Origin of the sequence: Pseudomonas brassicacearum subsp. brassicacearum, assembly GCF_008801605.1 — a bacterium.
Lineage (GTDB): Bacteria > Pseudomonadota > Gammaproteobacteria > Pseudomonadales > Pseudomonadaceae > Aquipseudomonas > Aquipseudomonas brassicacearum.
The window spans coordinates 476,858-497,192 of the sequence record NZ_VZPJ01000003.1 but is presented as its reverse complement, the minus strand read 5'-3'; the positions used below and the strand labels follow the sequence as shown (position 1 = coordinate 497,192).

Here is a 20,335-nt window from a genome sequence, read left to right as displayed (position 1 = left end):
CACAAAAACCTGTGGGAGCGAGCTTGCTCGCGAAGGCGTCGGCACATCCTGTATCAATGCAAACCGACCCAACGCCTTCGGAGCAAGCCCGCCGATCAACACGGCTTTTTCTTCGAGCGGAACTCCCGCTCCTCATGCCTGCGATTCACCCCTCAAGGACGGTAGATACTGGCCTGGATAGCGCCGGGGTATTGCTTGTACCCGCCCGTGTTGCACAGCGGTGTCGACAGTTGGTAATCGCCCGCCGTCGTGGCGTTGGCGGTGCGCACATTACCGGCCGCGAACCCAGAGTAATCCTGAAAGGCATCGAACGAGGCGATTGGCTCGTCGAGGTAGTTGCCACGGGAAGGGTCGAAGATCGAGAGAGTGATCGCTACGCCACCAGGATATGCAGCTTCGGCCTCGATCAATACCGTCTCGTAGGGATACAGGGTTTGTGGGGACGGCCCGGCGGAGGTGGGGGACGGATTGAACACCGTGGCCACCAGCGTGTTCGGGCTCAGGTTGGTAAGCGCGATTACCAGGTAATTGGCGGCGTTGCCGCTGTAGGTGTAGGGCCGTGTCAAGGCGAACGCCCAACCGTTCCTGCTGTTAAAGAAGTCGTCCTTCGAGCCGCCATTGTCCCAGACCTGGGTGAGCGCGATTTCTTCCGGATAGATTGACCAGTCCGTCGAATCGGCGATCCAGTATTTGAAGTAGGTCCCGTCGATCGCGGGTGTGATGTACTGCGCATAGGCGGGCACACCGTCGATGGGGTTGTTATTGACGTCCAGGTATTGGTAGATCTGGTATTTGGCCGGCAGCAGCATCTGCATCACCGACAGCACGTAACCCTGCTTGGCGGCTTTCACCATATTTCCAGTTTCACCGGAGTTCCAGAACAATCCGTCGGGCGCTGTCGAGGCGATCAGCGTATAGGTGATTTTCAGCTTGGCCCAGTCTGTCAGGATGGCGGTTTCCATGGTGTCGAACGTATCCAGCAACCCTTCGAAGGTAGTGCTCAATTGTCCCCACAGGTCGGCATAGGCCACCTGGAACAGGCTGGGAGAAACATTCGAGCTCTGGGCCGCGACCGCCACATTGATGCCGCTCTGGAGAACGTTGGCCGCGACGGCGAAATAATTGATGTCGCCTTCCATCGTTTCAGCCGAGAGCACGGTGTAGATGACGCCCGAGAGCACCGCCAGGATGATGCCGCCGATATTGGTCGAGTCACCGTCCTCGAAGCCGGCATCCAGGCCCAGTTCGGAGAGCAGCGCTCCTTGGTCCACGAATAACAGGGTGTGGAAACTGGTGTAGCAGGCGAACAGGCTGTTGACGGCGCTCGCTGCGCTGAGCTCCAACTTCAACTGCTCCACTACGGGTTGCCAGACTTGCGGTGGGAACGCGCTGTAGTCCAGGCCGAGCATGTCTTGCCGGTAATTGTCCAGAGTGCTGGCGCCGTTGGTGTACTGCTCGCGCAGGATCAAATGGCGCTGATTGTTCATGGCCGCCAGTTTGTTGTTTATCCAGTCATAGACAGCCTGTTGGTCAGGCGTAAAGGCCGGGAAGGCCGGGTCGGACGCCGGCAAGGCCATGATGCTGTCCAGGGGCGTGGTCGGCATGAAGTACCATTGGCTCGAGGTGTCGGTGTCTTGCATCTGTACCGAGCCCCCCGTGATATCGACACTCAGATACTGATTCGAAGCGCTGTTCTGGATGGCCGTGGGGCCGAGCCCCGTTCCCCAGAGCCAGGTCTGCTCGACCGGGACGGGTACACTCTGTGTGGTGTTGATTGGCGTACTGCTGCCGGCATCCTGACCCAACACCAACCCGTCGAGCAGGCGACTGAGCAGCCGTCCATCGGCGGTGACTTGCCAGATCTGGTTGGGCGAATCGGCCACGAAGGGGCTCAACGTCACGCCGTCGGAACTGGCGGTGAGTACAAAGGGCACGCCTTTCTCGGGCGCGACGAGGTGGCTTTGCACATTGACCCAGCGAGTCGGCGGCCAAACCTGATAGTGATTGCTGCTCGAGGCCCAGCAGGCTTGGTTGAGGGTGTTGTACAGCACGAGGTTGCCGTCGGTCTGGACGAGCAGTTCCTGAGGGTCGATGCCGTTGGTGTAGGGCGACCATGCCACGTTGCCGTCGCTGGTACCCAGGACCAGGTTGCCATCGGTCTGGACATCGAAATAGGCACCGTTGTTGGTGCCAGTGGCCCAGATCGCGCTACCGGTGAACGAGCTGTTGGCCGCCACGGGACCTGTGACGACCTGGTACAGCACCAGGTTGCCGTCAGGCTGCAGCAGCAACACATAGCCGTTACCGTCCGCTGCCGCCCACTGGCCGGGCAGCATCCGCGTGTTGGGTGGAATGTTGCCGTTGTCAGCCTGGACCGGATCGCCGAGCGGGACCGTGAGGAAGGTGCTGGGGTTGGTGGATGTTGCCAGCGCTATATCGCTCAGGTTGTTCATGTTGATCTCCTTTTCACGACATTGGGTGGACGCCTTGCGGTTGTTTTCGGACGTGAGAGCGCGCGCAGTGCATGGGCACGGTTGCGCTCCCACGAATCCGGCGCGCCTGTGCCTGCTACGCCGATGCAATTGATCGGGAAGTCTTTTCAAGTGTTGGGTCGCGAACAGGTCCCGGAGCGAATCAACCGCTCCCGGACTTGAGGTAGCCGAGGGAATACTCAGCCAGGAGGGTGCCGTTCAATGTCGCCAGTGGCTGGCAGCACTGCACGAATGGCGGGGGCGGGGGCTGGTCTCTTCGTATATCCGTAGTCTGCGAGACTGTGCATGAGAATCTCCCTATCCATGCGGAAGAAGGCGCTTGAGCGTTGTGCCTTGCAGGACGCGCATGGAGTGTAGCCTGGTGCTCATATCTTGCCCGAGGTCGCCATTGCGGGGTGGCGGCCAGTGCCGTGCAACGAGAGAGTCTCAACTTGAATCTTGTACTTGATAAGTACGTTGCTGTTGCGACCAAAGTACTGGTTTGTATAAGCCTTAAGTGGGTATTTGTATAAGGGTTGGTCGTGTTAATTTGCTGTTGTGGTTAATGGTTAGAAGGGAATCTGCAGCATTATTCAAGGGTGACCCCTGTGGTGACTGGAAAAGCAGGCTTTCACATTCTTTCCACCTATCGCCCTTATTGTCCCGGACATAAGGCCTTCGGTTCTTGGTTTGATGACCTCTTCTGCGCTGCGGGCGGACAGGGGTTGTGCCCCCCACCTGCCATATTGAAATTCTTATAAAGAGCTGTATCGCCAAGTTCTTCCAAGGTGTTTGTCTTGGGGGGCGGCGTAGCAGCCGTGATCGATTGTCATGCCGTGTCGTGCACACGTTAGATGCTGCCGTCTTTTGACGTTGGCCATAAATAGAATCAGGCGGGGAATGATATGAAGTTCAAGTCATTGCAGGCACGCATTTGTGTCACGGCAGGCGTATGCCTGTTTGTTTCATCCATCAGCCTGATTGTCTACGGGCTCTTCAGCGCCCGGGCCAATGAGCAATATGTCTCGACCGAGGTCAGCGCACTGGTTGAGAAATCAACCATCCGGGAAATTCAGAACCTGGCCGAATCCCGGGCCAACGCCATCCAGGCCAAGTTGCAGAATGCGCTGGATGCGGCCCGCACCATGGCCAATGCCTTTGCCGCCAGCAAGGCCTCGCAAAGCCCCCTGGCATTGGGGCGTGAACAGATCAACAGCGTACTGCTCAGCGTCCTCAAGGATAACCCGGACTTCAATGGCACCTATTCCTGCTGGGAACCGAATGCGTTAGACGGGCAGGATCCGGCGTTCCGCAATGCAGAGGATGGCAATAACCCGCTGACCGGACGCTTCACGCCTTACTGGACGCGCAGCGCCGACGGCCATGTCGCGGTGCAACCATTGGTCGAGTATGACTCCCCGGACCGTCATCCCAACGGTGTGCCCAAGGGCGGTTGGTACAGCGGCCCGCGCGACACCCTGAAGGAAAGCGTGCTCGACCCCATTCCTTATGTGGTCCAGGGGAAAAACGTCTGGCTGACCACCTTGTCGGTGCCCATCGTGTCCAACGGCAAGTTCTACGGTGTGGTCGGGGCTGACTTCGATATCGCGTTTATCCAGAAACTCAGCGAGCAGATGTCTGCTGATCTCTACGGCGGCAAAGGCACGGTTTCGATCCTGAGTAACCAGGGCTTGGTGGTCGCGGACAGCCAGCGGACCGACCTGATTGGCCAGCCGATCAAGGCCTTGTTGCCTGAATCCTGGGAAAAAGTGCTCCGCGATATCCAGGCCGGTCGGGGTGATGGCCTGCTCAATGCGCAAACACAGAACATTGAAGTGCTGATGCCCATTGCGCTCGGTCGCACGGGCAAGCCCTGGGCGGTGTTGATTCGCCTGCCCAAGGCTGTGGTCATGAGCCAGGCCATCGCCCTGGAGCAGGAGCTGCAGGCACGCAGCCTCAACAACAGCATCTGGCAAGTGTCGGTAGGGTTGGTCATTTCGTTGTTGGCCCTGGCTGCCCTGTGGTATGCCGCGGCAAAAATCGTTGGGCCGATTCGCGAAGCCGCCGCCTTGGCCGCCACCATCAGCCTGGGAGATTTCTCTCGTCGCCTGGTGCAGAAATCCGAAGACGAAGTCGGGCAGTTGTCTGCGGCCCTCAACGACATGTCTGAAAGCCTGCAACGGCAGGTGCGGGTGGCCGAGCGTATTTCCGAAGGTGACCTGGACCTGGAGGTCCGCTTGTCTTCGCCCCATGACACCCTTGGCAAGTCATTGGAGAAGATGGTCAGCAACCTGAACCAGCTGATTTCCGAGGTTCAGATCAGCGCCACCCAGATCACCGGCAGCTCGGCGCAGGTTACCGACTTGAGTCAGTCACTCTCCGACGGGGCCTCCAATTCCGCCTCGTCCATCACCGAAATCAGCGCGGTGATGACGCAGATGGCCGCCCAGACCCGGGACAACGCCGCCAACGCCAAGAAAGCCGATGAGCAATCCCAGGCCTCGCGGGCCGATGCCGGGGAAAGCGACAAATTGATGAGCGAACTGATTGCCGCCATGGCCGAAATCGACAACTCGGGCAAGGACATCACTGCGATCATCACCACCATCGACAACATTGCCGCACAAACCAACCTGCTGGCCCTGAACGCGGCGATCGAAGCTGCCCGGGCCGGTGAGCTTGGGCGCGGTTTTGCCGTGGTGGCCGATGAAGTACGCAGCCTGGCCGCCCGCAGTGCCGAGGCCGCCCAGCAGACCGCCGCGCTGATCGCCGATTCCTCGAGCAAGACTCAGCGCGGCATGGTCATCGCCGGCCGAACCGCCGAATCGCTGAAGAACATCGTCAGCGGAACCGGCGCGGTGTCGAGCCTGGTTTCGCTGATCTACCAGGCCTCCAGCGAGCAGGCTTCAGGTTTGCAGCAGGCCAGTATCGGGCTTGAGCAGATCGACGAAGTGACGCAGAAAAACCAGTCGAACTCGCAAGAGTGCGCAGTGGCGGCCAAGGACCTTTCAGAGCGAGCCTCGCTGATGCAGCGGGTGTTGGGACGCTTCAAAGTCAAAAGAGGCTAATGGGCGTCCGTGGCGAGGGAGCAAGTTCCCTTGCCACGGCGGTCACAAACCTCGAATGAACAGCATTACGGCATAGCAGGCTTTTTGTTATCCTCGCCGCCTTCTTTCATGGATGAATACCGGGACAAGCTATGGCTAACGACACCCCGTCACGCATCGGGACGATACTGCTGGGCCTGCTTTTTGCGCTGATCGGCATTGGCTTGCTGGGCATTGCCGTCAATCTCACCCTCGACCGTCGCGACTTCCTCGCCCGGGCACAGACCGCCGATGGCATCGTTAGTCGGCTGAACGCCGGTGGTTCTCACCCCGAAATCGCGTTCACCACTGGCAAAGGTGAAAAAATTTCCTACCCCCAGGGTGGCTTCATCTTCGGCTATGAGCCGGGGCAGCCGGTGCGAGTTTATTATTTGCCCGAGCAGCCGGCCGCCAACCCCCTTGTCGTGGATCGAGGTGCACTGTGGGGGACACCAGTGATGTTGGGTGCCATGGGGCTGTTCTTCACCCTGGTCGGGTTGCTGAAAACCATCCGACCAGCGCGGTCGCGGTGCGGTTCATTCACTTAAAGGACTTTGAACGTATGAGCTATAACATCCCACTCCCGGTTAATGAGAGTCGCTGGCAGTACCAGACCGCTAGCGGTGGTGGCCTGACCGTGGTCATGGTGGCTGGCAGTGGCGGTTCGATTATCCTGCGTTCGCCCCAGGGCGAGGACGTCAGTTACCGCTATGGCGGCGTCGGCGTAGGTGTCGGTGTTGGCGCGCGATTGCCGCGCTTTGGCAAGATCAATATTCAGATCAAGGGCAAGGGTGTGTCGGCTGCGGGTGCGGCGGAGTCTTTTTACAGCGTTGGCAGAGTGTTTGTCAGTGACGCCCTGGTCGATCGCGACCTGACCAGTGACGACATCACCGGCCCTTGCATGTATACCGAAGTGGGCGTGGGCCTGGGGATCGGCGGTTCGGCCACAGCGCTGCTGTTCGGGCTCGATCCCAAGTTGCTGGCGTTGTCGGTGGTCCTGAGTTCCAACCCGGCAACCTCGCTCATTGCTTCGACCACAGTCAACCGGCAACTGGCGCGTTCGGCCAAGGGCGCGGTGGTCATGGCCGGGATGAACGCTGGCTTGCAGGCTGGTGGTGGGGCGGCGATCTACATGGGCTACCTGTTCTAGTCAGATTGTGCGAACAGACAACAATCCCGGCATCTAAAACCTGTGGGAATGAGTTTGTTCCCGCAGGGCGTTGCGCCCATAAAAATTGGCATGTGCCGAAAGCATAATGAAAATATTAGTCATCGCTTCGCTAGGGTTTTTATCGCTCATTCAAACATCACTATCCTTTGCGGATAGTGCCAATGGGAAAAATCTCTATTTACAGAGATGTGCCATGTGTCACGGCGCAGATATCAAGGGGACAGGGCCGTTGGCTCATAAAAGCAATCCTCCTACGCCTGACCTTACAACTGCCGCTTTCAAGAAACGACTCAGTGATTATCCGGGTGTGATTGTGTCGTCGATAATACTGCGACCCAATGGGGATTTGATTCCGAGGACCTTGCGAGAGAATGGTGTGAAGCTATCGCCGTATCCTTGGAGTGTTAAGGATTTTCGCGATTTGAATCAGTATATGGGTGGTGTGATTTCGAAGGGCCGATGATTTTTTGGGCTGCTGTTGATCTCTTGAGTGCGATAGAAACGGTTTGGGGTGGTGTGTATATCCGTTTCTGCGGTAAGGACTACTGGCGGTTCCGCTCTTACAGCGGGTCACTTTTGACTGGGCCGGCTTCCGGGCTTCTCAAAAGTGAGCCGCCGTCAGGGCGGAATCCTAAGCAGCCGTTACCTAAATAACGGATATACACACCATCACCCGCAACACCAGCGACAACTTAGACGTTAAAGCGGAAGTGCATCACATCACCGTCCTTGACGATGTATTCCTTGCCTTCCAGACGCCATTTACCGGCTTCCTTGGCACCGGCTTCACCCTTGTACTGGATGAAATCGTCATAGGCGATGACTTCGGCGCGGATGAAGCCTTTTTCGAAGTCGGTATGGATCACGGCCGCGGCTTGTGGCGCGGTAGCCCCGACGCGAACGGTCCAGGCGCGGACTTCTTTTACGCCAGCGGTGAAGTACGTCTGCAGGTTGAGCATTTCATAACCCGCGCGGATCACGCGATTCAGGCCAGGCTCTTCCAGGCCCAGGGCCTCCAGGAACATGTCTTTCTCTTCGCCGTCCTCAAGCTCGGCGATTTCCGCTTCGATCTTGTTGCAGACCGGTACCACGATCGCGCCTTCTTCTTCGGCGATAGCTTTTACCACGTCCAGCAGCGGGTTGTTCTCAAAGCCGTCTTCGGCAACGTTGGCAATGTACATGACCGGCTTGGTGGTCAGCAGGTGGAAGCCACGAACGATCTGCTTCTCATCGGCACCCATGTTCTTGATCAGGCTGCGTGCCGGCTTGCCCAAGGTGAAGTGGGCGATCAACTGCTCGAGCAGGGCTTTCTGGGCGACGGCGTCTTTGTCGCCACCCTTGGCATTGCGAGCGACTTTCTGCAGTTGCTTCTCGCAGCTGTCGAGGTCGGCGAAGATCAGTTCCAGGTCGATGATTTCGATATCGCGTTTCGGGTCGACGCTGTTGGAGACGTGAATCACGTTCTCGTCTTCGAAGCAGCGGACCACGTGGGCGATGGCATCGGTTTCGCGGATGTTGGCCAGGAACTTGTTGCCCAGGCCTTCACCTTTCGAGGCCCCAGCCACCAGGCCGGCGATGTCCACGAACTCCATGGTGGTCGGCAGCACGCGCTCCGGGATCACGATGGCCGCCAGGGCTTCCAGGCGTGGATCGGGCATCGGAACGATGCCGGTGTTCGGCTCGATGGTGCAGAAGGGGAAGTTCTCAGCCGCGATACCGGATTTGGTCAGGGCGTTGAACAGGGTGGACTTGCCGACGTTAGGCAGGCCGACGATGCCGCAATTGAATCCCATGGTGTTTCCCCTCGGATAAGTGTCAGGCCTTCTGGCTGTGCAGGTTTTTCATCGCGCGGTTCCATTCACCGGCGAGGATATCCGGCAGCACGCCGAGGGCAAAGTCGATGCTGGCATCGAGTTTTTCCTGTTCGGCGCGAGGCGCACGACCCAGGACAAAGTTTGAAACCATACTGGCAACGCCCGGGTGGCCGATGCCGAGCCGCAGGCGGTGAAAGGTATTCTGATTACCCAGTTGCGCGATGATGTCGCGCAACCCGTTGTGACCGCCATGGCCGCCGCCTTGCTTGAGCTTGGCAACGCCCGGAGGCAGGTCGAGTTCGTCGTGGGCCACCAGGATTTCTTCAGGCTTGATGCGAAAGAAACCGGCCAATGCCGCCACGGCCTGGCCGCTGCGGTTCATGTAGGTGGTGGGAATCAACAGACGAACATCCTGACCCTGGTGCGAGAAGCGACCGGTCAGGCCGAAATACTTGCGATCGGCTGCCAGGCTGACGCCTTGTGCCTGCGCGATGCGCTCAACAAAAAGGGCCCCTGCGTTATGCCGGGTCTGTTCGTATTCAGCGCCTGGATTTCCCAGGCCAACGATCAGTTTAATGGCAGTCACGATAGGGGCCCTTCCTGGAGTGTGGATAACGATGTCGCAATCAGGCGGTGTTGCGACAGTGGACGATAATGGCGGATTTACCGTTAAGTAAACTTCGCGTTCTCGCCCGCTGTCTCGCTACGTTCCAGTCCGCGATGTTTCCGGTCACTCCGGCGACAGAGTGAAATTACTCTGCAGCGCCTTCTTCAGTGGCTTCTGGAGCAACACGTGGAGCGTGGACGTTGGCAACTGCCTTGTCATCGCCGTGTGCCAGAGCAACAAACTCAACGCCTTTAGGAGCCTTGAGGTCGGACAGGTGAATGATCGTGCCGACTTCGGCGTCAGCCAGGTCGACTTCGATGAATTCAGGCAGGTCTTTCGGCAGGCAGGTCACTTCGATTTCCGAAACAACGTGCGAAATTTCGCCGCCTTTCTTGATCGGAGCAGCTTCGCCAACGAAGTGTACAGGCACGATAGCGGTCAGTTTCTGGCCAGCTACTACGCGTACGAAGTCGGCGTGCATCACGTGGCCTTTGGCCGGGTGACGCTGCAGGGCCTTGATCACGACGTTCTGCTTGGTGCCGCCAATGTTCAGCTCGATGATGTGGCTGTAGGCCGCTTCGTTTTCGAGCAGTTTGGCAACTTCTTTGGCCAGCATGCTGATGGACTCAGGGGCTTTCTCGCCACCGTAGACTACAGCTGGAACCAGGCTTGCGAGACGACGCAGGCGGCGGCTCGCACCTTTCCCCAGGTCGGAACGCACTTCAGCATTCAGAGTAAATTCGTTCATGTTGTATCTCCAAAGTAACCACATTCACCCCAGCGCTTGCGACCAGCGCTTAAGGCGATATGGGCAAAAAAGCCCCGCCCCGACAGGTAATGCCGGGGCGGGGCGCTTTTCGTCAACGAGATGTCCTGGAAAGGGCAGGGCCCTTAGCGGAACATCGCACTGATCGATTCTTCGTTGCTGATGCGGCGAACCGCTTCGGCAACAACCGGTGCGATATCCAGTTGGCGGATACGCACACAGGCTTGTGCTGCAGCGGACAGCGGAATGGTATTGGTGACCACCAGCTCGTCCAGCACGGAATTTTCAATGTTCTCGATCGCTCGACCCGACAGCACAGGGTGTGTGCAGTAGGCAAAGACCTTGGCAGCGCCATGCTCTTTCAGGGCCTTGGCCGCGTGGCACAGGGTGCCGGCGGTATCGACCATGTCATCGACCAGAATACAGGTACGCCCTTCGACGTCGCCGATGATATGCATCACTTCGGAGTGATTGGCTTTCTCACGGCGTTTGTCGATGATACCCAGATCCACGCCCAGGGATTTGGCAACCGCCCGTGCACGCACGACGCCGCCAATGTCCGGGGACACGATCATAAGGTTTTCGAAGCGCTGATCTTCAATATCATCCACCAGGACCGGGGAGCCGTAGATGTTATCCACGGGAATATCGAAGAAACCCTGAATCTGGTCAGCATGCAGATCAACCGTGAGAACACGGTCGATGCCGACTACGGTCAGCATATCAGCCACGACTTTCGCGCTGATTGCCACACGCGCGGAACGCGGACGGCGATCCTGACGGGCATAACCAAAGTAAGGAATAACAGCAGTGATACGAGTAGCCGAGGAGCGACGGAAGGCATCAGCCATCACGACGAGTTCCATCAGGTTATCGTTGGTCGGAGCGCAAGTCGGCTGAATAATGAAGACGTCTTTACCGCGAACGTTTTCATTGATCTCCGCAGTGATTTCACCGTCGGAAAACTTACCGACAGAAATGTCACCGAGAGGGATATGCAGCTGACGTACGACACGCCGAGCCAGATCGGGGTTGGCGTTCCCCGTAAAGACCATCATCTTGGACACGCGCAGTACCTGAAGGCTGAGGGTATACCTGGATGAGTATAGGAAAATGGCAGGGGCGGCTGGATTCGAACCAACGCATGGCAGGATCAAAACCTGCTGCCTTACCGCTTGGCGACGCCCCTGTATCTGTTGCTGCGAGTGCCCAGCACTCGATTCCTTTAGAGCAGGTCTTGCAGCTTGCGATGCAACATCGAAACGTTGCTTCCTTTTGCTACAAACCCTGTAAGGGTCTCTGTCAGAAGGGCCGAGACTTTATCAGCTTCAGCTTTGCTTGGGAAGCCCCCAAACACACAACTTCCAGTTCCGGTGAGTTTTGCTTCGGTAAATTTACCTAACAAATTCAAAGCGTTACGAACATCTGGATAACGCCTTGCTACCACCGGTAAGCAGTCATTTCGACTGTTTCCCTTGGGAACGGGGCGCACTTTAATGGGAGGAGAGTTACGTGTCAACAGTGGATCTGAAAAAATTTCTGCTGTACTTACAGAGACTTGCGGCACCAGCACCAAGTACCAGGGTTCTTCGGGGTCCACCGGGGTGAGTTTTTCCCCTACGCCCTCGGCGAAAGCGGCGTGGCCACGCACGAAAACCGGCACGTCGGCGCCCAGTGTCAGGCCCAGGGCGGCCAGGCGATCCGCGTCCCAGCCCAGTTGCCACAAGTGGTTGAGACCCAGCAGCGTGGTGGCCGCATTCGAGCTGCCGCCACCGATGCCGCCACCCATGGGCAGGATCTTTTCGATCCAGATATCGATGCCCAGCGGACAGCCGGATTGTGCCTGGAGTTTTTTCGCGGCCTTGACGATCAGGTTGCTGTCGTGGGGAACGCCTTCGAATTCGGTGTGCAGGCGAATCACGCCGTCGTCGCGTACGGCAAAGGTGATTTCGTCGCCGTAGTCCAGGAACTGAAAAATCGTCTGCAGCTCGTGGTAGCCGTCCGGGCGACGACCGAGGATGTGCAGCATCAGGTTGAGCTTGGCCGGGGAGGGCAGGGTCAGGCGTGCGGCGCTCATGTCATTGCCCCAGTTTGCGCGGCTGCCATTGCTTGATCACCAGCGTGACGTCGAGGTTGCTGCCATGCAGTTTGATGCGTTCGGGCAGCCAGTAGCCGTTCTGCTGGGCATAGCTGAGGTATTCGATCTGCCAGTCATCCTGTTCCAGGTTGGACAGGCGGCTGTCGGCGTCGAGGGTCAGGCGGCTTTTACTGTCTGGTGCCGGCAGCCCGCGAACCCACCAGGTCAGGTGGGAAACCGGCAGCTTCCAGCCCAGTTGTTCTTCCAGCAGCGCTTCGGGCGTGGGCGCCTCGTAGCGTCCCTGATTGGCAACTTCCAGCGATACCTGGCCCGGTCGGCCGGTCAGGCGGGCCGCACCGCGCCCCAATGGGCCTGACAGGCGAATATCGTAGTAGTCCTGGCGTTGCAGCCAGAACAGCGTGCCACTGCCCGAGTCTTTCGGGGCGCGGATACCGATCTTGCCGTCGATCTGCCAGCCGTCGAGGCCGCTCAGTTGTTGCTTGTGCTCGCGCCATTGGGCCTGGTTGCCCTGGCCCTGGACGGATTCACGGGCGCCGAAGCCCGCGCAACCGGCGAGCAGGGCAATGAAGCTGAAAACGATGAGATGGCGCAAAAACATAATCTTAAAGAGTCTCGGATCCGGTCAGGCGTTTGATGGTGCTGCGCAAGATAGGGCTGTCAGGCTGATCCTTGAGGAATCGGCTCCAGATCTGCCGGGCTTCGCGTTGTTTGCCGTTGGCCCACAGGACCTCGCCCAGGTGAGCGGCGACTTCCTGGTCGGGAAAGCGCTCCAGGGCCTGGCGTAACAGGCGTTCGGCTTCATCGAGATTGCCCAGGCGGAAATTCACCCAGCCAAGGCTGTCGAGCACCGCCGGGTCTTCCGGATTGATCTGGTGGGCCTGTTCGATCAGCAGCTTGGCTTCGTCGTAACGGGTGGTGCGATCCGACAACGTATAGCCCAGGGCGTTGAGGGCCATGGCGTTGTCCGGGTCACGCTGGATGATCAGGCGCAGGTCTTTTTCCATCTGGGCCAGGTCATTGCGTTTCTCCGCCAGCATGGCGCGGGTGTAAAGCAGGTTCAGGTCATCCGGGTACTGCTTCAAGGCTTGTTGCAGCACGTTCCAGGCCTTGTCGCCCTGATTGTTGGCCGCCAGGGTTTCGGCTTCGATCAGGTACAGCTGGATGCCGTAGTCCGGTTGGGAGTCGCGTTGTACGGCGAGGCGGCTCTGGGCATCGGCGGTCTTGCCATTGCCGATCAGGATATCGGCCTGGCGCAACTGCGCCGGCAGATAGTCGTTGCCCGGGCCGACCTGGGCGTACTCGATCAGTGCGCTCTCGGGGTCATTGCGCTCCTCGGCGATGCGACCCAGGTTCAGATGGGCCGAGTCGACGTGGCTTTCCCGGGCGATCAGGTCTTCCAGGTAACCCTTGGCCTCTTCCCAGGCCTTGGCTTCCAGGCAGACCAGCGCCAGGGAATAACGCAACTCGTCGTCTTCCGGGTATTGCTGGACCAGGCTGGAGAACTCCACCTTGGCGTCGTCCATGCGGTTGTTTTCCACCAGCATGCGGGCGTAGGTGAGGCGCAGGCGTTTGTCGTCCGGGTACTTCTTGATGCTTTTTTCCAGCAGCGGCAGCGCTTCGTCGCCGCGGTTCAAGCCTTGCAGCAGGCGTGCGCGCAGCAGGATCGGCGCTACTTCGCCAGCTTCCGGCGGGTTGTCTTCCAGAAGGGTGAGGGCGCCCTGGGTGTCACCATCCTGTTGCAGCAGCAGGGCCTTGCCGAAAATCAGCTGGCCGTTGTTCGGGTGGCGCTGCAACAGGCGATCGAAGCTTTTCATCAGGCCGTTGCGGGTTTCCTGGTCGGTATCGGCAGCGGACAGGGCCAGGAAGTCGAAGTGGGTGTCGCCCTTGCCCAGCAGGACCTTCTCCATATACATCATGGAGTCGTCGTAGCGTCCGGCCCGGGCCAGTTGCACGGCAGCGGCGCGCTGCGCTTCGAGGTCGTCCGGGGCATTCTTGGCCCAGATCAGCGCGGTATCCAGCGCGGGCTGGTCGGCGCCCAGGTATTCGGCAATGCGAAATGCCCGCTCGGAGATCCCCGGGTCCTGGGTATTGATGGCCTGGGTCACGTAGTTGTCCAGCGCAATGTCGAAGCGATTGCGCTGGCCTGCCAGTTCGGCGCTCAACAGGCTGAAGATGGTTTCTTCGCTGAACGAGCCGTAGACCTTGGGTTTTTCAGGTACCTGCACGCTGTCTTCGACCGGCGGCGTACCGTCCGTCGAAACGGGGGCCATGGACTGGCAGCCGCTGAGCAAGGCAAGAGCGAGGAGCAACGCGGAAGATCTATTCATATAGGAAGAGGACGACTAACCTGCGGTCAGATCATCATGACACAAGCCTTCGGTCAAACATAACCGCCCCGTCGATTTACAACCCCGGGCAGGGCGATAGAGATCGAGTGGTTGTTCTGAATCTGACGAAGTAGGACAATTGCCGGCTTCACGTCACTATCAGCGACCTTGAATGGCCTTCCTTGCACTCGGTATTAACCACAAGACTGCGTCAGTAGACGTCCGCGAGCGCGTGGCCTTTACGCCTGAGCAGCTGGTTGAGGCCTTGCAGCAGCTCTGCCGACTCACCGACAGCCGCGAAGCTGCGATCCTCTCCACCTGCAATCGCAGCGAGCTTTATATAGAACAGGATCACGTTTCGGCCGATTCAGTCCTGCGCTGGCTGGCCGACTATCACAAGCTGAGCCTTGAAGAACTGCGCGCCAGTGCCTATGTGCATGAAGATGATGCGGCCGTTCGTCACATGATGCGTGTCGCCTCGGGGCTCGACTCGCTGGTGTTGGGCGAACCGCAGATTCTCGGCCAGATGAAGTCGGCCTACGCCGTGGCCCGCGAGGCCGGCACCGTCGGCCCGCTGCTGGGGCGCCTGTTCCAGGCGACGTTCAACGCCGCCAAGCAGGTACGCACCGACACGGCCATCGGCGAAAACCCGGTGTCCGTGGCGTTTGCCGCTGTCAGCCTGGCGAAACAGATTTTCAGTGATTTGCAACGCAGCCAGGCGCTGCTGATCGGCGCTGGGGAGACCATCACCCTGGTCGCCCGCCATCTCCATGACCTGGGGGTCAAGCGCATAGTCGTCGCCAACCGGACCCTGGAGCGGGCCAGTACCCTGGCCGAGCAGTTCGGTGCCCATGCGGTGTTGCTGTCGGACATTCCCGCGGAACTGGTACACAGCGACATCGTCATCAGTTCCACCGCCAGCCAGTTGCCTATCCTTGGCAAGGGCGCCGTGGAAAGTGCCCTGAAGCTGCGCAAGCACAAGCCGATTTTCATGGTGGACATTGCTGTTCCCCGGGACATCGAGCCAGAAGTCGGCGAGCTGGATGACGTGTATCTCTACAGCGTCGACGACCTGCATGAGGTGGTCGCCGAGAATCTCAAGAGCCGGCAGGGCGCGGCCCAGGCGGCCGAAGAGATGATTAGCGTCGGTGCCGACGACTTCATGGTGCGCCTGCGCGAGCTGGCGGCGGTGGATGTGCTCAAGGCCTATCGTCAGCAGAGCGAACGCCTGCGCGACGAGGAACTGCAAAAAGCCCAGCGCCTGCTGGCCAACGGCGGCAATGCCGAAGAGGTGCTGGTACAACTGGCCCGCGGCCTGACCAACAAATTGCTCCACGCCCCCAGTGTCCAGCTCAAGAAGTTGACCGCCGAAGGCCGCCTCGATGCGCTGGCCATGGCCCAGGAACTCTTCGCCCTCGGTGAGGGCTCACCGGATAGCTTTTCGGATAAAAAACCGCAATGAAAGCGTCACTGCTCAACAAACTGGACATCCTCCAGGACCGTTTCGAAGAACTGACCGCCTTGCTGGGCGATGGCGAAGTCATTTCCGACCAGAACAAATTCCGCACCTATTCCAAGGAATACGCGGAAGTCGAGCCGATTGTCGCCACCTATAAACAGTTGCTCAAAGTGCAGGGTGACCTTGAAGGTGCCCAGGCACTGCTCAAGGACAGCGACCCGGATATGCGCGAAATGGCCGTGGAGGAAGTCCGCGAAGCCAAGGATCAACTGGTTGAACTGGAAAGCAGTCTGCAACGCATGCTGTTGCCCAAGGACCCGAATGACGGGCGCAATGTGTTCCTTGAGATCCGTGCCGGTACCGGCGGCGATGAGGCGGCGATTTTTTCCGGCGACCTGTTTCGCATGTATTCGCGTTACGCCGAACGTCGCGGTTGGCGGGTGGAGATCCTCTCGGAGAACGAAGGCGAACACGGTGGCTATAAAGAAGTCATCGCCCGGGTCGAAGGCGACAACGTCTACGGCAAGCTGAAATTCGAATCCGGCGCCCATCGCGTGCAACGCGTGCCGGCCACCGAGTCCCAAGGGCGGATCCACACCTCGGCTTGCACCGTGGCGGTATTGCCCGAGCCGGACGAGCAGGAAGCCATCGAGATCAACCCGGCAGATCTGCGGGTCGACACTTATCGTTCCTCCGGCGCGGGCGGCCAGCACGTCAACAAGACCGACTCGGCGATCCGCATCACGCACTTGCCCTCGGGCATCGTGGTCGAGTGCCAGGAAGAACGTTCCCAGCACAAGAACCGCGCGCGGGCCATGGCCTGGTTGTCGGCCAAGCTCAACGACCAGCAGACCAGCGCCGCCGCCAATGCCATCGCCAGCGAACGCAAATTGCTGGTGGGCTCGGGCGATCGTTCCGAGCGGATCCGTACCTACAACTTCGCCCAGGGCCGGGTCACCGACCATCGCGTCAACCTGACCCTGTATTCCCTGGACGAGATCCTTGCCGGTGGTGTCGATGCGGTGATCGAGCCGTTACTGGCCGAATACCAGGCCGACCAGTTGGCTGCGATTGGCGAGTAAGCACAGGTGAAAAAATGACCATCATCGCCAGTCTGTTACGCGCGGCCGAGTTGCCGGATTCGCCCACGGCACGGCTGGACGCCGAGTTGTTGCTGGCCGCAGCCTTGGGCAAGTCCCGCAGCTTCCTGCACACCTGGCCCGAGCGGATCGTGCCCAGCGAGGCGGCGTTGCTGTTCTCCGAATACCTGCGGCGGCGGCGCTCTGGCGAGCCGGTGGCGTACATACTCGGACAACAGGGCTTCTGGAAACTCGATCTGGAAGTCGCGCCCCATACCCTGATCCCGCGTCCTGACACCGAGCTTTTGGTGGAAACCGCGCTGGCCTTGCTGCCGGCTACACCGGCCCGGGTCCTGGATCTGGGCACCGGCAGCGGCGCGATTGCCCTGGCACTGGCCAGCGAGCGCCCGGCCTGGAAAGTTACGGCGGTCGACCGGGTGCTGGAGGCTGTGGCCCTGGCCGAGCGCAATCGCCAGCGCCTGGACCTGCACAACGTCACGGTGTTGAGCAGCCACTGGTTCAGTGCGCTGGAAGACACGCGTTTCGAGTTGATCATCAGCAACCCGCCGTACATTGCGGCCAGCGATCCGCACCTGATCGAGGGCGACGTGCGCTTCGAGCCGGCCAGTGCCCTGGTTGCCGGGCCGGACGGGCTCGATGATTTGCGCCAGATCGTTGCCCAGGCACCGGCTCACCTCGAGCCGGGCGGCTGGCTGATGCTCGAGCATGGTTACGATCAGGCCGAGGCGGTGTGCGATTTGCTGCGCACTCAAGGTTTTGTCGAAGTCCACAGCCGCAAGGACCTGGGTGGTCATGAGCGCATCAGCCTGGGGTGCCTGCCGTGCTGAACGATCAGGAGCTGTTGCGCTACAGTCGGCAGATTCTGTTGCAGCACGTCGACATCGACGGCCAATTGCGTCTCAAGCAAAGCCGCGTGCTGATCATCGGCCTTGGCGGTCTCGGCGCCCCGGTGGCGTTGTACCTGGCCGCCGCTGGCGTGGGTGAGATGCACTTGGCGGATTTCGACACCGTCGACCTGACCAACCTGCAACGCCAGATCATCCATGACACCGACAGCGTCGGCCTGAGCAAAGTCGATTCGGCGATGCGACGCCTTGGGGCGATCAACCCCGAGGTTCGGCTGGTGCCTCACCGGGCGGCCATGGACGAAGACAGTCTGGCCGCGGCCGTCGCGGCAGTGGATGTGGTACTCGATTGCTCCGACAATTTTTCGACCCGCGAAGCGGTGAACGCGGCCTGTGTCGCAGCGGGTAAACCGCTGGTCAGCGGCGCGGCGATTCGCCTGGAAGGGCAGTTGTCGGTGTTCGACCCACGCCGCCCCGAAAGCCCTTGCTACCACTGCCTTTATGGCCACGGCAGCGAAGCCGAGCTGACCTGCAGCGAGGCCGGTGTGATCGGACCGCTGGTAGGATTGGTGGGCAGCCTTCAAGCCCTTGAAGCCTTGAAGTTGCTGGCCGGTTTCGGTGAGCCGCTGGTGGGGCGCTTGCTGTTGATCGACGCCCTGGGCACGCGTTTCCGTGAACTGCGGGTCAAGCGTGACCCGGGTTGCAGCGTCTGCGGTGGCCAGCATGAGTGAAGCGCCGATTGGTGTGCTTGACTCGGGTGTCGGCGGGTTGTCGGTGCTGGGGGAAATTCGCCAGCTGCTGCCCAATGAATCGCTGTTGTATGTCGCCGACTGTGGGCATATTCCTTACGGCGAGAAGACCCCGGAATACATCCGACAACGCTGCTCGATCATTGCCGACTTTCTCCTGGGCCAGGGCGCCAAGGCGCTGGTTGTAGCCTGCAACACCGCAACGGTTGCTGCCGTTGCCGATCTACGCCGTGATTTTCCCCATTGGCCCATCGTCGGGATGGAGCCGGCGGTCAAGCCGGCGGCTGCCGCGACCCGTAGCGGTATCGTCGGCGTGCTCGCCACCACCGGCACCTTGCAGAGCGCCAAGTTCGCCGCTTTGCTCGACCGTTTCGCCACCGATGTGCGAGTCATCACGCAACCGTGCCCGGGCCTGGTTGAACTGATCGAAACGGGTGATTTGCACAGTCCGGCCTTGTATCAGTTGCTGCAACATTACGTCGACCCCTTGCTGGCAGCCGGCTGCGATACGCTGATCCTGGGGTGCACGCACTATCCCTTCCTCAAGCCATTGCTCGCGCGGATGATTCCGGAGCACATCAGCCTGATCGACACCGGTGCCGCCGTGGCCCGGCAACTTCAGCGCCTTTTGGCTGAGCGAGAGCTGTTGGCTGAGGGGCCAGCCGGCGAAACGTATTTCTGGACGAGTGCAGACCCGATACATTTAAGAAAAATCCTACCAACGCTATGGCATTCGTCCGGCGTTGTGCGAAGCTTCGATCTGTAAAAAGAATGTGAAAACCGTGTGAAACGGGCTGAACTTCTGTTTGGATGCGGATTTCTATAGCTTTGTCTGTTTGTAACAAAACTAACTAAGTCTGTTCGAAAAGGATGTTTCTAATGAAGCGCTTATTCTGCTTTTCCGCGCTTGCGGCCGCATTGTTGGGGCACACTTACACTGCACAAGCAGCGGGTGTGGAATTTGGGGTTGGCCAGACCAGCGATTCGACCATGACCTATCGCCTGGGCATGCAGTTCGACTGGGACAAGAGTTGGCTGCAAAGTGATGTCGGTCGCCTGACTGGCTACTGGAGCGGCGCCTACACCTATTGGGAAGGGGACGAGACATCCAGCAATCACAGCCTGTCGTTTTCGCCTGTGTTTGTGTATGAGTTTTCCGGCCAGAACGTGAAGCCTTACATCGAGGCGGGTGTCGGTGTGGCGTTGTTCGCCAATACCGAAGTGGAAGACAACAAGCTCGGTACGGCTTTCCAATTTGAAGATCGTATCGGCTTCGGCCTGCGCTTCAACGGTGGGCATGAAGTGGGCATTCGCGCCACTCATTACTCCAACGCCGGTATCAAGTCGACTAACGACGGTGTAGAAAGCTACTCGCTGCACTATACGATGCCGCTGTAACAAAACAGTTTGAGAACAGTGGGAGCGAGCTTGCTCGCGACAGCGATAGACCAGCCAAGATAAAGTTGTCTGACTCACCGCTATCGCGAGCAAGCTCGCTCCCACAATAGATCAGACCACGCCTTTATCGATACGCCGTCGCAATCCCTTGGCGTTCTTCCAGGCACTCCGGTGCGCCCATCTCGAACTCCCGGCAGATCAGCGGACGCTTTTCGTAGATGGTGCACATCATGCTGTCGCGATCCAGGGCCGCGCACCAACCGTCATCCAGCCGCAGCATCACCTCTCCACCCCAATCGTCCGTGTCGATAAAACGCTCCGGAACCCCAGTGTCGGTGATCAACATCACTTCCAACTGGCAGCAGCACGCCGCGCACGTCGAACACGTGACGGCCGGTGCCGGGATTTCATGGACGGGGATGGTTTTCATGGTCCGCAGTGTAA

General features: G+C 59.4%; 19 protein-coding genes, 1 tRNA gene and 1 pseudogene. 11 read left to right on the top strand and 10 right to left on the bottom strand.

Annotation, left to right across the window (positions count from 1 at the left end):
• Positions 1-152: 152 nt before the first annotated feature.
• Complete coding sequence (locus tag F7R20_RS10870; protein ID WP_003205545.1) at positions 153-2,453, bottom strand: hypothetical protein; 2,301 nt, start codon at positions 2,451-2,453, stop codon at positions 153-155.
• A 923-nt stretch (positions 2,454-3,376) separates the two neighbouring features.
• Here F7R20_RS10870 and F7R20_RS32275 point away from each other — a divergent pair.
• From F7R20_RS32275 to F7R20_RS10850, 5 genes and pseudogenes are all read left to right on the top strand, one after another.
• Positions 3,377-4,639: pseudogene (locus tag F7R20_RS32275) on the top strand (PDC sensor domain-containing protein); the annotation flags it as partial.
• Positions 4,634-5,539 carry a methyl-accepting chemotaxis protein gene (locus F7R20_RS32270; protein ID WP_374046029.1) on the top strand — a complete coding sequence of 302 codons (906 nt, stop codon included), beginning with the start codon at positions 4,634-4,636 and terminating at the stop codon, positions 5,537-5,539. The pseudogene F7R20_RS32275 and the gene F7R20_RS32270, both read left to right, overlap by 6 nt.
• 131 nt (positions 5,540-5,670) lie before the next feature.
• Entirely contained in the window at positions 5,671-6,105 is a 435-nt protein-coding gene (locus F7R20_RS10860) for a DUF3592 domain-containing protein (protein ID WP_003205539.1), read from the top strand.
• A 14-nt stretch (positions 6,106-6,119) separates the two neighbouring features.
• On the top strand, positions 6,120-6,707 hold the full coding sequence (locus F7R20_RS10855) for a hypothetical protein (protein WP_003205538.1): 588 nt from the start codon (positions 6,120-6,122) through the stop codon (positions 6,705-6,707).
• Positions 6,708-6,813: 106 nt separating this feature from the next.
• A complete protein-coding gene (locus F7R20_RS10850) occupies positions 6,814-7,191 on the top strand; it encodes a c-type cytochrome (RefSeq protein ID WP_003205536.1) in 378 nt (125 codons plus the stop codon).
• Between the two features lie 229 nt (positions 7,192-7,420).
• On the opposite strand, the gene ychF is transcribed toward F7R20_RS10850, so the two are convergent.
• From ychF to F7R20_RS10805, 8 genes are all read right to left on the bottom strand, one after another.
• On the bottom strand, positions 7,421-8,521 hold the full coding sequence (ychF, locus tag F7R20_RS10840) for a redox-regulated ATPase YchF (protein WP_003205534.1): 1,101 nt from the start codon (positions 8,519-8,521) through the stop codon (positions 7,421-7,423).
• 22 nt (positions 8,522-8,543) lie between these two features.
• On the bottom strand, positions 8,544-9,128 hold the full coding sequence (gene pth / locus F7R20_RS10835; protein ID WP_003205533.1) for an aminoacyl-tRNA hydrolase: 585 nt from the start codon (positions 9,126-9,128) through the stop codon (positions 8,544-8,546).
• A 166-nt stretch (positions 9,129-9,294) separates the two neighbouring features.
• Positions 9,295-9,897 (bottom strand): 50S ribosomal protein L25/general stress protein Ctc, encoded by a 603-nt coding sequence (locus F7R20_RS10830; protein ID WP_003205531.1) that lies wholly within the window; start codon positions 9,895-9,897, stop codon positions 9,295-9,297.
• 143 nt (positions 9,898-10,040) lie between these two features.
• Positions 10,041-10,982, bottom strand: a complete 942-nt coding sequence (locus tag F7R20_RS10825) for a ribose-phosphate pyrophosphokinase (RefSeq protein WP_003205529.1) — start codon at positions 10,980-10,982, stop codon at positions 10,041-10,043.
• Between the two features lie 47 nt (positions 10,983-11,029).
• Positions 11,030-11,104 (bottom strand) — tRNA-Gln (locus F7R20_RS10820).
• 36 nt (positions 11,105-11,140) lie between these two features.
• Entirely contained in the window at positions 11,141-11,992 is an 852-nt protein-coding gene (gene ispE, locus F7R20_RS10815; protein WP_003205527.1) for a 4-(cytidine 5'-diphospho)-2-C-methyl-D-erythritol kinase, read from the bottom strand.
• Between the two features lies 1 nt (position 11,993).
• Positions 11,994-12,611 (bottom strand): lipoprotein insertase outer membrane protein LolB, encoded by a 618-nt coding sequence (gene lolB, locus F7R20_RS10810; protein ID WP_003205525.1) that lies wholly within the window; start codon positions 12,609-12,611, stop codon positions 11,994-11,996.
• Between the two features lie 4 nt (positions 12,612-12,615).
• Positions 12,616-14,340, bottom strand: a complete 1,725-nt coding sequence (locus tag F7R20_RS10805) for a tetratricopeptide repeat protein (RefSeq protein ID WP_003205523.1) — start codon at positions 14,338-14,340, stop codon at positions 12,616-12,618.
• Between the two features lie 172 nt (positions 14,341-14,512).
• On the opposite strand from F7R20_RS10805, the gene hemA reads away from it, so the two are divergent.
• The 6 genes from hemA to F7R20_RS10775 all read left to right on the top strand — a co-directional run bounded on the left by hemA (position 14,513) and on the right by F7R20_RS10775 (position 19,891).
• Positions 14,513-15,802, top strand: coding sequence for a glutamyl-tRNA reductase (hemA, locus tag F7R20_RS10800; protein WP_003205522.1), 1,290 nt, complete (start codon positions 14,513-14,515; stop codon positions 15,800-15,802).
• The gene (gene prfA / locus F7R20_RS10795; protein WP_003205519.1) at positions 15,799-16,881 is read left to right on the top strand and encodes a peptide chain release factor 1; all 1,083 of its coding nucleotides are present in this window, start codon (positions 15,799-15,801) and stop codon (positions 16,879-16,881) included. Before hemA ends, prfA begins: the two co-directional genes overlap by 4 nt.
• Before the next feature lie 14 nt (positions 16,882-16,895).
• On the top strand, positions 16,896-17,726 hold the full coding sequence (gene prmC / locus F7R20_RS10790) for a peptide chain release factor N(5)-glutamine methyltransferase (protein WP_003205518.1): 831 nt from the start codon (positions 16,896-16,898) through the stop codon (positions 17,724-17,726).
• Positions 17,720-18,475, top strand: coding sequence for a molybdopterin-synthase adenylyltransferase MoeB (locus tag F7R20_RS10785; protein WP_003205517.1), 756 nt, complete (start codon positions 17,720-17,722; stop codon positions 18,473-18,475). Before prmC ends, F7R20_RS10785 begins: the two co-directional genes overlap by 7 nt.
• Entirely contained in the window at positions 18,468-19,259 is a 792-nt protein-coding gene (gene murI, locus F7R20_RS10780; protein ID WP_003205515.1) for a glutamate racemase, read from the top strand. The genes F7R20_RS10785 and murI overlap by 8 nt, the downstream gene beginning before the upstream one ends.
• A 113-nt stretch (positions 19,260-19,372) precedes the next feature.
• The gene (locus tag F7R20_RS10775; RefSeq protein WP_003205514.1) at positions 19,373-19,891 is read left to right on the top strand and encodes an acyloxyacyl hydrolase; all 519 of its coding nucleotides are present in this window, start codon (positions 19,373-19,375) and stop codon (positions 19,889-19,891) included.
• A 124-nt stretch (positions 19,892-20,015) separates the two neighbouring features.
• On the opposite strand, the gene F7R20_RS10770 is transcribed toward F7R20_RS10775, so the two are convergent.
• Positions 20,016-20,321, bottom strand: coding sequence for a YkgJ family cysteine cluster protein (locus tag F7R20_RS10770; protein ID WP_003205513.1), 306 nt, complete (start codon positions 20,319-20,321; stop codon positions 20,016-20,018).
• Positions 20,322-20,335: the final 14 nt, after the last annotated feature.